Raw genomic sequence first — 16,140 nt, forward strand, 5'->3', positions numbered from 1 at the left:
GGGGCGCGAGGGGGCACGGGTGGTGCGGGTCCGCGCGGGTGTCCGCGCGTGCGGGCGTCAGCGGGCGGCGGTGCCCTCGACGTAGTCGGAGTCGTCGGACTTCACCCACGCCATGAGCTTGCGCAGCTCGCGGCCGGTCTTCTCGATGGGGTGCTGCTCGCCCTGCTCGCGCAGCTTCTTGAACTCCGGGGCGCCGGCGTCCTGGTCCTCGATGAAGCGGCGCGCGAAGGTGCCGTCCTGGATGTCCTTGAGGACGTCCTGCATGCGCTCCTTGACGGAGGCGTCGATGACGCGCGGGCCGGAGACGTAGTCGCCGTACTCGGCGGTGTCGGAGATCGACCAGCGCTGCTTGGCGATGCCGCCCTCGTACATGAGGTCGACGATGAGCTTGAGCTCGTGCAGGCACTCGAAGTAGGCGACCTCGGGCTGGTAGCCGGCCTCGGTGAGGACCTCGAACCCGGTCTGCACCAGGGCCGACGCGCCGCCGCACAGGACGGCCTGCTCGCCGAACAGGTCGGTCTCGGTCTCCTCGGTGAAGGTCGTCTTGATGCCGCCGGCGCGCAGCCCGCCGATGGCCTTGGCGTAGGCCAGGGCCAGGTCCCACGCGCCGCCGGTGGCGTCCTGCTCGACGGCCACGATGACGGGCACGCCGCGGCCGTCGACGTACTCGCGGCGCACGAGGTGGCCCGGGCCCTTGGGGGCGACCATGACGACGTCGACGTCGGCCGGGGGCTTGATGTAGCCGAAGCGGATGTTGAAGCCGTGGCTGAAGAACAGCGCCTTGCCGGCGGTGAGGTTGGGCTCGATCGCCTCGGCGTACAGGCCGCGCTGCAGGTGGTCCGGCACCAGGACCATGATCACGTCGGCGGCCTTCGCGGCCTCGGCGGGGGTCAGGACCGCCAGGCCCTGCTCCTCGGCCTTGGCGCGGCTCTTCGAGCCCTCCTTCAGGCCCACGACGACGTCGACACCGGAGTCGCGCAGCGACAGCGCGTGCGCGTGGCCCTGGCTGCCGAAGCCCAGGACCGCCACCTTCCTCCCGGTGATCTTCGACAGGTCGGCGTCGTCGTCGTAGAACATCTCGGCCACGTCAGGCTCTCCTCGGTTGGTCGTTTCAGGGGGTCGGGGGGTGGGTCAGGCCGAGCGCAGCGCGCGGTCGGAGATCGCCCGCCCGCCGCGCGCGAGGGCGACGGACCCGGACTGGACGAGCTCGCGGACCCCGAACGGCTCCAGGACGCGCAGCAGCGCGGCCAGCTTGTCGGGGCTCCCGGTGGCCTCCACGGTGACCGCGTCCGGGGCGACGTCGACGACGTGGGCGCGGAACAGCTGCACGGTGCTGAGGACCTCACCGCGCACGGTGGCGTCGGCGCGGACCTTGACCAGCAGCAGCTCGCGCTGCACCGACGCGTCGTCCTCCAGCTCGACGATCTTCAGCACGTTGACGAGCTTGTTCAGCTGCTTGGTCACCTGCTCCAGCGGCTGCTTCTCGACGTCGACGACGATCGTCATGCGGGAGATCTCGCTGCGCTCGGTCGGCCCGACCGTCAGGGAGTGGATGTTGAAGTTCCGGCGCGCGAACAGCGACGTCACGCGGGTCAGGACGCCGGGGCGGTTCTCCACCAGGACGGACAGGGTGTGCCGGCTCATCAGGAGACCACCTTCTCCGGGCCGGAGGCCGTGTCGGCCCCCTCTTCCCGGTCCCACCGCGGCGAGACGCCGCGGGCGTACTGGATGGCGTCGTTGCTGACGCCCGCCTCGACCATCGGCCAGACCATCGCGTCGCGGTGGACGCGGAAGTCGACGACCACGGGCACGTCGTTGATCGCCATGGCCTTCTCGATGGTGGCGTCCACGTCCTCGGGGCGCTCGCAGCGCAGGCCGACGCAGCCGTAGGCCTCCGCGAGCTTGACGAAGTCGGGCACGGGCGCGGAGTGCGCGCCGTGGTGGGCGCCGGAGTTCAGGTCGGTGTTGGAGTAGCGCTCGGAGTAGAAGAGCGTCTGCCACTGCCGGACCATGCCGAGGCTGGAGTTGTTGATGATGGCGACCTTGACGGGGATCCCGTTGAGGGTGCAGGTCGCGAGCTCCTGGTTGGTCATCTGGAAGCAGCCGTCGCCGTCGATGGCCCACACGACCGCGTCGGGCCGGCCGACCTTGGCGCCCATGGCGGCGGGCACGGCGTAGCCCATCGTCCCCAGCCCGCCGGAGTTCAGCCAGGTGCGGGGGTGCTCGTAGCGGACGAACTGCGCGGACCACATCTGGTGCTGCCCGACACCGGCCACGTACAGCGCCTCCGGACCGGCGATGGCGCCGATGCGGGAGATGACGTGCTGCGGCGCCAGGGTGCCGTCCTCGCTGTCGGTGTACCCCAGGGGGTACTCGCGCCGCCAGCTCTCGGTCAGCTCCTGCCAGGGGGTGATGTCGGTGCGCCCGTTGGCCTCGAACTCCGCGCGCAGGGCCGCCGCCAGCTCGGCCACGACCAGCTTGCCGTCGCCGACGATCGGCACGTCCACGGCGCGGTTCTTGCCGATCTCGGCCGGGTCGATGTCGGCGTGGATCACCTTGGCGTGCGGGGCGAAGGTGGACAGCTGCCCGGTGACGCGGTCGTCGAAGCGGGCGCCGAGGGCGATGAGCAGGTCGGCCTTCTGCAGGGCCGTCACCGCGGCCACCGTCCCGTGCATGCCGGGCATGCCGAGGTTGGTGGGGTGCGAGTCGGGCAGGACGCCGCGCGCCATGAGCGTGGTCGTGCCGGGGATGCCGGTGAGGTCGGCCAGCGCGGTCATCTCCGCGGCGGCGTCCGCCTTGACCAGGCCGCCGCCGATGTAGAAGACCGGGCGGTGGGCCGCGGCGATCATCCGCGCGGCCTCCTTGACCTGCTTGCCGTGCGGGCGCGTCACGGGCCGGTAGCCGGGCAGGTCGACCTCGGTCGGCCACTCGAAGGAGGTCACCGACTGCTGCACCGACTTGGGCACGTCGACGAGGACGGGGCCGGGGCGGCCGGTGGAGGCCAGGTGGAAGGCCTCCTTGACCACGCGCGGGATGTCGGCGGGGTCGGTCACCAGGTAGCTGTGCTTGGTGATCGGCAGGGTGATGCCGGTGATGTCGGCTTCCTGGAAGGCGTCCGTGCCGATGGCCGCGGTGCCGACCTGGCCGGTGATGGCCACGACGGGCACGGAGTCCATGTGCGCGTCGGCCAGCGGCGTGACGAGGTTCGTCGCGCCCGGGCCGGAGGTCGCCATGCACACCCCGACCTTCCCGGTGGCCACGGCGTAGCCCTCGGCGGCGTGCCCGGCGCCCTGCTCGTGGCGCACGAGGACGTGGCGCACGTGCGGGGAGTCCATCAGCGGGTCGTAGGTGGGCAGGATGGTGCCCCCGGGGATCCCGAAGACGACCTCCGCACCCACGGCCTCGAGCGAGCGCACGAGGCTCTGGGCCCCCGTCAGCGACGCGACGGGCAGCGTCGGGTCGAGCGGCAGCGCGGTGTCGGTGGTGCTGACCGGCGTGACGTCCGGCATGGTCCGTTCCTCCTCGGGCGGTTCGTGCTTCGTCGACCTGCGGGGGCCCGTGCGGACCCCGGCGTCCGGTCGTCCCTGCGCCGGACGCGAAAAGACCCCTCCGCCCGCAGGCATGACGAGGGGTCGCGCGCTCGGCCGGGCTGTCAGCCGGCGCGCTGTCCGATGGCTACGAGGAACCGCATGGACCGACCGTAGACCCCCGCCCGCCCGGCTGTCAGCCGGGCGGGCGTCGCGTCCCACATGCTGAGACGCGCGTCTCACCCCGTCAGACGGGCACCGCGCTCAGACGCACACCGCGCCCACCGAGGCGGACTGGACCTGCTTGGCGTACTTGGCCAGGACGCCGCGCGTGTACACCGGCGGCAGCGGCGCCCAGCCCTCGCGGCGGGCGGCCAGCTCCTCCTCGTCCACGAGGACCTCCAGCGTCTTGCCGGCCACGTCCAGGCGGATGCGGTCGCCGTCGCGCACGAAGGCGATGGGGCCGCCGTCGACGGCCTCGGGCGCCACGTGCCCCACGCACAGGCCCGTGGTGCCGCCCGAGAAGCGGCCGTCGGTCATCAGCAGCACGTCCTTGCCCAGCCCCGCGCCCTTGATGGCGCCGGTGATGGCGAGCATCTCGCGCATGCCCGGCCCGCCCTTGGGGCCCTCGTAGCGGATGACCACCACGTCGCCGGCGCCGATGGTGCCGTCCTCCAGCGCGTCCAGCGCGGCGCGCTCGCGCTCGAACACGCGCGCGGTGCCCTCGAAGACGTCGGTGTCGAAGCCGGCGCTCTTGACGACGGCCCCGCCCGGGGCGAGGTTGCCGCGCAGGACCGTGATGCCGCCGGTGGCGTGGATCGGGTCGTCCAGCGCGCGCAGCACGACGCCGTCGACGTCCGGCGGGGCGATCTCGGCGAGGTTCTCCGCCAGTGTGCGCCCGGTCACCGTCAGGCAGTCGCCGTGCAGCAGCCCGGCGTCCAGCAGGGCGCGCATGACGACGGGGATGCCGCCGATGCGGTCCACGTCCACCATGACGTGGCGGCCGAAGGGCTTGAGGTCGCCCAGGTGCGGCACGCGGCTCGCGACCCGGTCGAAGTCGTCCAGCGTCAGGTCCACCTCGGCCTCGTAGGCGATGGCCAGCAGGTGCAGCACGGCGTTGGTGGAGCCGCCCAGCGCCATGACGACGGCGATGGCGTTCTCGAACGCCTCCTTGGTGAGGATCTGCCGGGCCGTGATGCCCTTGGCCAGCAGGTTGACGACGGCCTCGCCCGAGCGGCGGGCGAAGCCGTCGCGGCGGCGGTCGGTGGCCGGCGGCGCGGCGCTGCCGGGCAGCGACATGCCCAGCGCCTCGGCGGCCGCGGCCATCGTGTTGGCGGTGTACATGCCGCCGCAGGCGCCCTCGCCCGGGCAGATCGCGCGCTCGATGACGTCGACGTCCTCGCGGCTCATCAGCCCGCGCGCGCAGGCGCCGACGGCCTCGAAGGCGTCGATGAGGGTGACCTCGCGCTCGCTGCCGTCGGACAGCTTGGCGCGCCCGGGCAGGATCGTCCCGGCGTAGAGGAAGACGCTCGCCAGGTCCAGGCGGGCGGCGGCCATCAGCATGCCGGGCAGCGACTTGTCGCAGCCGGCCAGCAGGACCGAGCCGTCCAGGCGCTCGGCGCTCATCACGGTCTCGACGGAGTCGGCGATGACCTCGCGGCTGACGAGGGAGAAGTGCATGCCCTCGTGGCCCATGGAGATGCCGTCGGAGACGGAGATCGTGCCGAACTCCAGCGGGAAGCCGTGGGCGGCGTGCACGCCGTCCTTGACGGCCTTCGCGAGCCGGTCCAGGGGCAGGTTGCAGGGGGTGATCTCGTTCCAGCTGGAGGCGACGCCGATCTGCGGCTTGGCGAAGTCCTCGTCGCCCATGCCGACGGCGCGCAGCATGCCGCGCGAGGCCGTCGCCTCCAGGCCGTCGGTGACCTGCCGGCTGCGCGGCTTGATGTCCACCCCGGGAGCGGCGGCCGGGTGCTGGGCGTGCTGGGAGGGGGTCTCGAGGCTCACGCCGGTCGAGTGTAGGCGGCGGTCCCGACGCTCCCCGCGCCCTCGTGCCGACGCGCCCCGCACCCTTGTGCTCCCGTGCGCGCGGTCCCTACCCTCGCCGGTGGCCGTGAACGTTCACGGCCGTCACCCGCCACAGGAGCCGCCGTGTCCTCCCCCGTGTCCTCCGCCGACGTCTCCCCCGACGTCTCCCCCGAGCCGCCCGCCCTGCGCTGGGCCGTGCTCGGCCCCGGCGCCATCGCGCGCCGGTTCGCCTCCCAGCTGCCGGCCAGCCGCAGCGGCCGCCTCGTCGCGGTCGGCAGCTCGGACCCGGCCCGCGCCCGCGCCTTCGCCGAGGAGTTCGCGCCCGGGACCGGCGGCGAGGTGCGCGCGGGCGGCTACGAGGAGGTCCTGGCCGACCCGGGCGTGGACGCCGTCTACGTCGCCACGGTGCACACCGCGCACGCGCGCCTGGCGGTCGCGGCCGCGCGCGCCGGCAAGCACCTGCTCGTGGAGAAGCCGCTGACGCCCAACCACGGCAGCACGATGGCCGTCGTGGACGCCGCCCGCCGGGCCGGGGTCGCGCTCGTCGAGGCGTACATGTACCGCTTCCACGAGCAGACCCGGACCGTCCTGGACCTGGTGCGCTCCGGCGCGCTCGGCGAGCTGCTGCACGTGGACGCCAGCTTCTCCTTCGACACGGGCGGGCGCGAGGGGCGCCTGTTCGACGTCGACGTGGCCGGCGGCGGGATCCTCGACGTCGGCGGGTACCCCGTCACCTACGCGTGCGCGATCGCCGGCGCCGAGCCCACCGGGCTGCGCGCGGTCGGGACCCTCGGGCCGACGGGCGTGGACGAGTTCGCCGCCGCCCGCCTGGAGTTCCCGGGCGGGCTCACCGCGACGGTGCGCACCGGCGTGCGGCTGGCCGACCCCGAGTCCGTGGTGGTCACCGGCGCGCGCGGCGTGCTGACGGTCACCGACCCGTGGACGTTCCGCGGCGGCGGCCGCGTCGAGCTGCGGGTGGCCGGCGAGGAGCCCCGCGCGTGGGAGTTCCCCGGCGACGACCCCGCGGCCCGCCCCTACGCGCGCGAGGCCGACGCCCTGGCCCGCGCCGCCGCCGGCGAGCGGGTCGAGTTCACCCCCGAGGACTCCCTGGCCACCGCGCGCGTCCTGGACCGCTGGCGCGCCGCCGTGGGCCTGCGCTACCCCTTCGAGCGCGACGACGCGCCGATCCCCACGGTGTCGGGCCTGCCGCTGGAGGTGGACCGCTCCGCGATGCGCTACGGCGAGGTCGCGGGTGTCGGGAAGCCGTTGTCGCGCCTGGTGATGGGCGTGGACAACCAGCCCGACCTGGCGCACGCCTCGGCGCTGTTCGACGCGTTCTTCGAGGCCGGTGGGAACACCTTCGACACGTCGTGGTGGTACGGCCACGGCTGGTACGAGAAGCTCTTCGGGCAGTGGATGGCCAACCGCGGCGTCCGCGACGAGGTGGTCGCGGTGATGAAGGGCGCGCACACCCCCGAGTGCACGCCCGAGGGGATGACCCGGCAGCTGCTGGAGTCGCTGGAGAACCAGCAGCACGACCGCGCCGACGTCTACATGCTGCACCGCGACAACCCGGACGTGCCCGTCGGGGAGTTCGTCGACGTCCTCAACGAGCACGCCGACGCCGGGCGGATCAGCGTGTTCGGCGGTTCCAACTGGAGCCCGGCGCGCGTGGACGAGGCCAACGCGTGGGCCGCCGCGCACGGCAAGCGGGGTTTCACCGTGCTCAGCAACCACTTCGGGCTGGCCGAGGCGCTGGACGTGCCGTGGGCCGGCTGCGAGCACGTCACCGACGAGGCGTCCAAGCGCTGGCTGACCGAGCGGCAGCTCGCCCTGCTGCCGTGGTCCTCGCAGGCGCGGGGGTTCTTCGCCCGCGCCGACGAGGCCGACCGCTCCGACCCGGAGCTGGTGCGCTGCTACTACAGCGACGCCAACTTCGAGCGGAAGCGGCGCGCGGAGCAGCTGGGGCGCGAGCTGGGGGTGCCGGCGACAGCCGTGGCGCTGGCGTTCGTCCTGCACCAGCCGTTCCCCACGTTCCCGCTGGTGGGCCCGCGCAGCGTCACCGAGCTGCGCTGGTCGCTGTCCGCGCTGCGGGTGGAGCTGACCGCCGAGCAGGTGGCGTGGCTGGACCTGCGGGACTGAGGGTGCTCCCCGAGCCTCCGGGAACCCCGGGCCACCCGGGGCTCCCGGAGCCCGGGCCGGGGTCCCCGGCGGCGCGCCCGGTGACGATCCACGACGTCGCGCGCGCCGCCGGGGTCAGCCGGCAGACGGTCACCCGCGCGGTGAACCGGATGCCGGGCATCAGCGCCGGGACCCGCGAGCGGGTGCTGGAGCAGGCGCGGCGGCTGGGGTACCGGCCCTCGCGCTACGGGCGCGACCTGGTGCGCCGCTCCAGCCGCACGCTGGGCCTGCTGGTGGGCGACCTGGCCAACCCGTACTACCCGGAGCTGGCCTCGGCGGTGCTCAAGCGGGCCGCGCGGGCCGGCTGGCACGTCGTGCTCGCCGAGCACGGCGGCGGCCCGCCGGGGGCGCTGGAGGCGTTCGCCGCGCGCGTGGACGCGGCGATCGCCTTCACCGGCTCCTCCTTCCCCGAGGACGTCACCGGCGCCGCGCCGCTGCCGCTGGTGGAGATCGACCCGCAGGAGGTGCGCGGCGGGCGCGGGCGGGTGGAGCTGGACATGCGGGCGGCGGTCGCCGACGCCGTGGAGCACCTGCTGGAGCGCGGGGCCGCGCGCCCGGTCCTGCTGGACCTGGGGCGCTCTCCCAGCCGGCGCGGGCGCCTGTTCCTGGACGCGTTCGCCGCGCGCGGCGTCCCGCTGGCGCGGCAGGGCGTGGCGGCCGCGGACCTGGCCGGCGGGGAGGAGGGCTGCCGGGCGGCGCTGGAGGGCTCCCGGCGCCCGGACGCCGTCGTGGCCTTCAACGACGTGACGGCGCTGGGGGCGCTGCGCGCGCTGCGCCGGGCCGGCGCCGACGTCCCCGGCGAGGTGCGGGTGGTGGGGGTGGACGGGCTGGGCATCGGCGCCTACGTCGCACCGCGCCTGACCACCATCGCCCTGGACGTGGACGCGGCCGCCCGGGAGGCGCTGGACCTCGTGCTGGCGCTGCACGCGTCCCCGCCGGAGCCGGGGGCACCGGGGGCGCTGCGCCGGACCGTGGCGCACCGGCTGGTGGTGGGCGAGTCGACCTGACCGCGTGGTGCTCACGCACAGTCTCATCTAGCAACTCGTCGTAGTCTCTAGGCGTGGTCGACCGCCGTGCGGAGCACCAGACGCTCCTCGACATGACGACGCTGTCCCTGCGCCACGGCCGGGACCTGCGTGCGCTCCTGCACGCCGCCACGGTGGCGGCCACGGAGCTGACCGGCGCCGACTTCGGCGCGTTCTTCTACCACGACCGCGACGACCGCGGGGAGCGGCTGGACCTGTTCACGCTGGCGGGCGCGGACCCCGCGCAGTTCCCCACGGCCGAGCCCGTGCGCCACACCCCGCTGTTCGCCCCCACCTTCACGGGCGCCGACCCCGTGCGGGTGGACGACGTCACCGCCGACCCCCGCTTCGGCCACGGCTCCACCGGCGGGCTGCCCGCGCACCACCTCGGTGTGCGCAGCTACCTCGCCGTCCCCGTCACGTCCTCCGGCGGGCGCGTCATCGGCGCGCTGCTGTTCGGGCACCGCGAGCCGGGCCGCTTCGACGCCGACGCCGAGGCCGCGGCCGTCACGGCGGCGCGCGGAGCCGGCATCGCGGTGGACGGCGCGCTGCTGCTGGGCGAGCAGCAGAACGCCCGGCGCCTGGCCGAGGACCGCGAGGCCGCCGCCGCGGCCGCCGCCCGCCGCACGGCCCTGCTGCAGTCGATCACCGCGCTGCTCTCGCGCAGCGCGACCACCTCCGACATCGGCGCGCGCGTGCCCCGCGCCGTCGCCGAGGCCGCCGGGTGCGCGTGGGCGGCGCTGCACCTGCTGGACGCCGGTCGCGGCCTGCTGCTGGCCCGCGCGCACCCTCCGGCGCGCGAGGGCGCCGGGGCGGCCGTGCCGCTGGACGCCCCCACGGCCGCGGCCCGCGCCGCGGCCGGGGCGGCGCCCGTCGTCGTGGGTCCCGACCCGGGGCGCGGGTCCGCCGGGGCGCTCGCCGTCCCGCTCGTGGACCGGGGCGGGCGGGTCCTGGGCGCGCTGGAGGTCGGCTGGGACGAGGGGTCCGGCGCGACCGGGCCCGACCCCGGCGGCGAGGACGTCGAGCTGTTCCGCAGCGTCGCCGCGCAGGTGGCGCTCGCGCTGGAGCGGGCGCAGCTGCTGGACGCCGAGCGCGCGGCGCGCGAGAACCTCGCCCGCTCGGTGGACGCCCTCACCGAGCTGGCGCGGGCCCTGCAGCGCGGGCTGCTCCCCCAGCGGCTGCCCGTCCTGGACCGCGTCGACGTGGCGGTGCGCTACCAGCCGGCCGTCGTGGGCGCCGAGGTGGGCGGCGACTGGTACGACGCCGTCGCGCTGGACGGGGACGCCGTCTTCGTCATCGGCGACGTGCAGGGGCACAGCACGACGGCAGCGGGCCTCATGGGCCAGCTGCGGACGGCGGTGCGCGCGTACGTGTCCGAGGGCCACGGCCCCGCGGCGGCGCTGGAGCGCACCAACCGGCTGCTGCTGGAGCAGGCCGACGAGCTGTTCGCCACCTGCTGCCTGGCGCGCCTGGACCTGGAGGCGGGGACGCTGACGGTGGCCTCGGCCGGGCACCCCGTCCCGCTCGTGGCCGACGAGGACGGCCTGCGCGAGGCCGCCGTCGACCCCGGCCCCCCGCTGGGGGTGGACCCGGAGGCCACCTACGCCACCGCCGTGCACCGGCTGCGCGGGCGCAGCACGGTGGTCCTCTACACCGACGGCGTGGTGGAGTCGCGCGCCGACCAGCTCGGCGCCGGGGTGGACGCCCTGCGCGCCAGCCTGGCCGGTGCCGCCGAGGAGGGGTCCGAGGCGCTCGCCGACAAGATCATGGCGGGCATCCCGCACCGCCTGGACGACGACGCGGCGATGCTCGTGCTGGAGTACCGCGGCGCCACCGCGGACGTCCAGGAGGCCTCGCTGCCGCTGCCGGGGGACGTGCGCGCGGTGGCGCAGGCCCGGGCCTTCCTGCGCACCGCGCTGAGCGCCTGGGAGGTCGGCCACGTCCTGGACGAGGCGGAGCTGGTCCTCAGCGAGGTGGTGACGAACGCCCTGGTGCACACCGAGGGCGAGGCCGTGGTCGGCCTGCGCCTGGACCGCGACGCGGGCCGGCTGACGCTGTCGGTGCGCGACCGCTCCACCCGCCACCCGCGCGAGCGGCACGCCGACGAGGACGCCCTCGGCGGGCGGGGGCTGGGCATCGTCGAGGCGGTGGCCGACGCGTGGGGCGTCAGCGCCGAGGGCGACGGCAAGACCGTCTGGGCGGAGCTGGCGGCGGTGCCGCGGCCCTGAGCGCGCCGGGCGCCGCGAGCGCCCCGCCCGCGCCCGAGCGCTGTGGCAGGGTGACCGGGGGCTGCAGCAGGGCGGCCGGCGGAGGGGGGCGACGTGGCGAGCGACGTGGCGGACGGCGCGGACGGCGCGGTGGACGGCGCGGTGGACGGCGCGGGCGGGGTCCTGCGCTGGGTGCCGCGGGCGGCGCGGGCGCTGCTCGCCGAGGAGGGCGTGCAGCCGACCCTGGAGCGCGCCGTGGGGCTGGTCGCCGAGCACGTGCCGGCCGCGGCGGGCGTGAGCGTGACCCTGCACGACCGCCGCGGGCGCACCCGCACGCCCGTCAGCACCACGTCCTGGGTGGAGCGGGCCGACGCCCTGCAGTACGAGACCGGGCAGGGCCCGTGCCTGCGCGCCCTGCGCGAGCGCGAGCTGGTGCACGTGCCCGACCTGGCGAGCGACCGCGAGCACCCCGACTGGGCCGCCCGCGTGGTCGCCGCCACCCCCGCGCGCAGCGCCCTGGCCTTCCAGCTGTTCACCGACGACGACCAGCTGGGCGCCCTCAACCTCTACGGCACGAGCACGGGCGCCTTCGACGCCGACGCCGTGCACCGCGCCCACGTCCTGGCCGCGCAGGTGGCCGTGGCGCTGTCCTCGGCCCAGCGCGAGGAGCAGCTGCGCGAGGGCATGGGCACCCGCACCGTCATCGGGCAGGCGCAGGGCATCCTCATGGAGCGCTACGGCCTGGACGGCCAGCAGGCCTTCCGGCTGCTGTCGCGGGTGTCGCAGGACACCAACACGCGGCTGCACGACGTGGCCCGCGAGCTGGTCAGCACCGGCCGGACCCCCGGCGCGCAGGGGGGGACGGCGTCCCGGCGGGAGCGCTGAGCGCCCCCGCGGGACCTCGCGCCGGGGGCCTCACGCACGACGCGGGGGCCTGTGAGACGGACGGGACACCGCCGACACGGACGGGACACCGCGGCGAAACAGCGGTGCGCTGCACTGGCGGCGTGAGCGCAGCGGGACCGGTGTCAGCGGCGGCGGAGCCGGCGGGCCGGACGGCGCTGCCCGTGCTGGGCCGCCCGGGCACCGCGGTGCGCTCGTCGTGCTCCTACTGCGGCGTGGGCTGCGGGGTGCTCGTCGACGTCGAGGTGGACCCGGCCACGGGGCGGCGGCGGGTCACGAAGGTGTCCGGCGACAAGCAGCACCCCGCCAACGCCGGGCGCCTGTGCACCAAGGGCGCCACGCACGCGGAGATGATGCGCGCCGGTGGCCGCCTGGAACGCGCGCACGTGCGCGCCGAGCGCGGTGGGCCGGCCGTGCCCGTGGCTCTCGACGACGCGGTGCAGCAGGTCGCGGACCGCCTGCGCGCCGTCGTGGACGAGCACGGCCCCGACGCCGTCGCCGTCTACCTGTCGGGGCAGATGTCGCTGGAGGCGCAGTACCTGGCGACGAAGCTGGCCAAGGGCTACCTGCGGACCCGGTACGTGGAGTCGAACTCGCGGCTGTGCATGGCCAGCGCCGGGACCGGCTACAAGACGTCGCTGGGCGCGGACGGTCCGCCCGGGTCCTACGACGACTTCGACCACGCCGACACGTTCCTCGTCACCGGCGCCAACATGGCCGACTGCCACCCGATCCTCTTCCTGCGGATGGTGGACCGCGTCAGGGCCGGCGCGAAGCTGATCGTCGTCGACCCCCGCCGCACCGCGACCGCCGACGCGGCCGACCTGTTCCTGCAGGTCCGCCCCGGCACCGACCTCGCGCTGCTCAACGGCCTGCTGCACCTCGTCGTCGAGGCCGGGCACGTGGACCGGGAGTTCGTCGAGCGCTGGACCGACGGCTGGGAGGCGGTCGAGGAGCTGGTCGCCGAGTACCCGCCGGACGTCGTCAGCGCGATCACCGGCGTGGCGCAGGAGGACCTGCGCACCGCCGCCCGCTGGATCGGCGAGTCCGGGAACTGGATGTCGTGCTGGACGATGGGGCTGAACCAGAGCACCCACGGCACCTGGAACACCAACGCGCTGTGCAACCTGCACCTGGCCACGGGCGCCGTCGGGCGCCGGGGCAGCGGCCCTTTCTCCCTCACCGGGCAGCCGAACGCCATGGGCGGGCGGGAGATGGGGTACATGGGGCCCGGGCTGCCGGGGCAGCGCTCCGTGCTCGTCGACGCCGACCGCGCCTTCGTCGAGGACGTCTGGGGGCTCGCCCCCGGGACCCTGCGCACCGACGTGTGCTCGGGCACCGTCGACATGTTCCGGCGCATGGCCGACGGGGACGTCAAGGCCTGCTGGATCGTGTGCACCAACCCCGTCGCGTCGGTCGCCAACCGCCGCACCGTGCTCGACGGGCTGGCCGCGGCGGAGCTGGTCGTCTGCCAGGACGCGTTCGCCGACACCGAGACCACCGCGCACGCCGACGTGCTGCTGCCCGCCGCCCTGTGGGCGGAGTCCACCTACGTCACGGTGAACTCCGAGCGCACGCTCACCCTGCTCCCCCAGGCCGCCGACCCCCCCGGCGACGCCCTGCCGGACTGGCTGCTCATCGCCCGCGTCGCCACGGCCCTCGGGTACGGCGACGCGTTCGACTACTCGTCCTCGGAGGAGGTGTTCGACGAGATCCGCCGCTTCGCGAACCCGCAGACGGGCTACGACCTGCGCGGCGTCACCTACGAGGCGCTGCGCGAGGGGCCGGTCCAGTGGCCGTGCCCGCCCGGGGCGGGCCGGCGCAACCCCGTCCGCTACCGCGAGGACGACGGCTTCCGCTTCGCGACCCCGAACGGCCGGGCGCAGTTCCTGCCCCGCCCGCACGCCGACCCCGCCGAGCTGCCGGACGACGAGCACCCGTTCGTCCTGAGCACGGGCCGCCTGCAGCACCAGTGGCACACCATGACCAAGACGGGCAAGGTCGACAAGCTCACCAAGCTGGACCCGGAGCCGTTCCTCGAGCTGCACCCCGACGACGCGCGGGCGCTCGACGTGCAGGCCGGCGACCTCGTCGAGGTCGCCTCCCGGCGCGGGCGCGCCGTGCTGCCCGCCCGCCCCAGCGACCGGGTGCGGCCCGGGTCCTGCTTCGCCCCGTTCCACTGGAACGACACCTTCGGCGAGGACCTGGCGGTCAACGCCGTCACCAACGACGCCGTCGACCCCGTCTCCTTCCAGCCGGAGTTCAAGGTCGCCGCGGTGCGCCTGACCCGCGTCGGACCCCGCCCGCGGCCACCGGCCACCCCTGCCGCGCAGGCGGTCGCGGTCCCGCGCCAGACCCGCACCGGCGAACCGGACCTGGACGAGGTGCAGCGCGCCTACCTGGACGGGCTGGTCGCCGGACGCCGCCGCGAGGGGGTGGTGGGCGTGCCGGTGCTGCCGTCGTCCGCGCCGTTCGAGGGCACCGTCCGGGCCTGGGTCGACGGTCTGCTGGCCGGGATGTTCTCCCGCGCCGGCGACGACGCGGGCGGCGCGGGCAGCGCGGCGCGCCCGCGCGTCAGCGTGCTGTGGGCCTCGCAGACCGGCACCGCGCAGGAGCGGGCGGACGCGGTCGCGCAGGAGCTGCGCGAACGGGACGCCTTCGACGTCGAGCTGCACGAGATGGACGCGGTGGACCCGGCCTCGCTGCGCGAGGCGGGCACCGTGCTGGTCGTCACCAGCACCTTCGGCGACGGCGGCGCCCCCGACAACGGCGAGTCGCTGTGGTCCGCGCTCGCCGCGCCCGACGCCCCCCGCCTGGACGGCACCCGCTACGCCGTCCTCGCTCTCGGCGACTCCAGCTACGCCGACTTCTGCGGGCACGGCCGCCGCCTCGACGCGCGCCTCGCGGAGCTCGGCGCCGCCCGCCTCGCCGACCGCGTGGACTGCGAGCCGGGCGAGGACGCCAAGGCGGACGGCTGGTTCCGCACCGTCGTGGACCGCCTGTCGGCCGCGTTCGACGGCGCGAGCGACGGGGCGGGCGGGGCGGGCGGCGCGCGCACCGCGCCGCGCGTGCCGGCCCAGCGCCCGGCCGACGGCCTCGACACGGGCCGGCGACGCGCCGGGCGCGGGACGCGGGCCGCCCCCGTGGGCGCACCGCTCGTGCTCGACGAGCTGCTCAGCGGGCCCGGGTCCACGAAGGAGGTGCACCGCTTCGGCTTCGAGCTGCCCGAGGACGTCGAGTACCGCGCCGGCGACTCCCTCGGCGTGTGGCCCCGCAACAGCGAGGAGGACGTGGCGGAGTTCCTCGCCGCCGCCGGCCTGCCGCACGACGCCACCGTGCTGCTCGACGGGGCCGGGGAGACGAGCTGGTGGGACGCCGCCACGGGCCACCTCGACCTGCGCCGCGTCGGCGACGACCTGCTGCACCTGCTCGGCGCCAGCCCCGGCGCGGACCGCTCCGGGCACGGCCCGGTGGTCGCGGACGTGCTGCGGGCCCACCGCGTCCGGCAGCGGGGGGTCGACCCCGAGGCGCTGCAGCGGGCCCTGAAGCGGCTGCAGCCGCGGCAGTACTCCATCTCCTCCTCCCCCGCCGTCGACCCGCGCCGGGTCGAGCTCACCGTCGGCGTCACCCGCTGGCAGCGCGGCGGGCGGCCCAGCGGAGGCGTCTGCTCCACCTTCCTGGCCGACCGCTGCTCGAGGCCCGGCGCACCGGACGTCGGGGTGTTCGTGCAGCGCGCCGGGCACTTCCGCCTGCCCGACGACCCGTCGGCCCCCGTCGTCATGATCGGCCCCGGCACCGGCGTCGCTCCCTTCCGCGCCTTCCTGCACGAGCGCCGCGCGCTCGCGCACCCCGGCCGCAACTGGCTGTTCTTCGGCGACCGCCGCTCGGCCACCGACTTCCTCTACCGCGAGGAGCTGGAGGGCCTGCGCCAGGACGGCGTCCTCACCCGGCTCTCGCTGGCCTTCTCCCGCGACGCCGAGGAGAAGACCTACGTCCAGCACCGCGTGCTGCAGCACGGCGAGCAGCTGTGGCGGTGGGTCGAGGACGGCGCCCACCTCTACGTGTGCGGGGACGCCCGCCGGATGGCCGCGGACGTGGACGCCGCGCTGCGCACGGTGGCCGAGCGCCACGGCGGCCTCGGGGAGCAGGAGGCGGCCGACCGGCTCAAGCAGCTCGCCGCCGACAAGCGCTACCTGCGCGACGTCTACTGACGCGCCCGCCCTCACACGCCGGTGACCCGCCCGTGAGGACACCGTGCCACCCGCGAAACAC

The 16,140-nt window shown here is 75.6% G+C and carries 9 protein-coding genes; 5 read left to right on the forward strand and 4 right to left on the reverse strand.

All coding sequences use genetic code 11. The features are described from left to right. Positions 1-57: 57 nt before the first annotated feature. The 4 genes from ilvC to ilvD all read right to left on the reverse strand — a co-directional run bounded on the left by ilvC (position 58) and on the right by ilvD (position 5,531). Entirely contained in the window at positions 58-1,086 is a 1,029-nt protein-coding gene (gene ilvC / locus ACRYMY_RS14245; RefSeq protein ID WP_432547913.1) for a ketol-acid reductoisomerase, read from the reverse strand. A gap of 45 nt (positions 1,087-1,131) precedes the next feature. Next, positions 1,132-1,644 carry an acetolactate synthase small subunit gene (gene ilvN / locus ACRYMY_RS14250; protein WP_369056065.1) on the reverse strand — a complete coding sequence of 171 codons (513 nt, stop codon included), beginning with the start codon at positions 1,642-1,644 and terminating at the stop codon, positions 1,132-1,134. Continuing rightward, positions 1,644-3,509: an acetolactate synthase large subunit gene (locus ACRYMY_RS14255; protein ID WP_432547914.1), complete on the reverse strand. Its 1,866-nt coding sequence runs from the start codon at positions 3,507-3,509 to the stop codon at positions 1,644-1,646. Before ACRYMY_RS14255 ends, ilvN begins: the two co-directional genes overlap by 1 nt. A gap of 282 nt (positions 3,510-3,791) precedes the next feature. After that, positions 3,792-5,531, reverse strand: a complete 1,740-nt coding sequence (ilvD, locus tag ACRYMY_RS14260) for a dihydroxy-acid dehydratase (RefSeq protein WP_432547915.1) — start codon at positions 5,529-5,531, stop codon at positions 3,792-3,794. 156 nt (positions 5,532-5,687) lie between these two features. Between ilvD and ACRYMY_RS14265 the strand changes: the two genes are divergently transcribed. The 5 genes from ACRYMY_RS14265 to ACRYMY_RS14285 all read left to right on the forward strand — a co-directional run bounded on the left by ACRYMY_RS14265 (position 5,688) and on the right by ACRYMY_RS14285 (position 16,079). Next, positions 5,688-7,694: an aldo/keto reductase gene (locus ACRYMY_RS14265; RefSeq protein ID WP_432547932.1), complete on the forward strand. Its 2,007-nt coding sequence runs from the start codon at positions 5,688-5,690 to the stop codon at positions 7,692-7,694. Between the two features lie 80 nt (positions 7,695-7,774). Then, complete coding sequence (locus ACRYMY_RS14270) at positions 7,775-8,740, forward strand: LacI family DNA-binding transcriptional regulator (RefSeq protein WP_432547916.1); 966 nt, start codon at positions 7,775-7,777, stop codon at positions 8,738-8,740. 53 nt (positions 8,741-8,793) lie between these two features. Continuing rightward, complete coding sequence (locus tag ACRYMY_RS14275) at positions 8,794-10,986, forward strand: SpoIIE family protein phosphatase (protein ID WP_432547917.1); 2,193 nt, start codon at positions 8,794-8,796, stop codon at positions 10,984-10,986. A 93-nt stretch (positions 10,987-11,079) separates the two neighbouring features. Further along, a complete protein-coding gene (locus ACRYMY_RS14280) occupies positions 11,080-11,850 on the forward strand; it encodes a GAF and ANTAR domain-containing protein (RefSeq protein ID WP_432547918.1) in 771 nt (256 codons plus the stop codon). A 182-nt stretch (positions 11,851-12,032) separates the two neighbouring features. Then, positions 12,033-16,079, forward strand: a complete 4,047-nt coding sequence (locus ACRYMY_RS14285; protein WP_432547933.1) for a molybdopterin-dependent oxidoreductase — start codon at positions 12,033-12,035, stop codon at positions 16,077-16,079. Positions 16,080-16,140 lie beyond the last annotated feature (61 nt).

The organism is Kineococcus haloalkalitolerans (assembly GCF_050871905.1).
Classification (GTDB): Bacteria; Actinomycetota; Actinomycetes; order Actinomycetales; family Kineococcaceae; genus Kineococcus.

Coding starts and splice junctions, on each gene's coding strand:
- ilvN (WP_369056065.1), bottom strand. CDS start 1,644: ATGAGCCGGCACACCCTGTCCGTCCTGGTGGAGAACCGCCCCGGCGTC.
- ACRYMY_RS14255 (WP_432547914.1), bottom strand. CDS start 3,509: ATGCCGGACGTCACGCCGGTCAGCACCACCGACACCGCGCTGCCGCTC.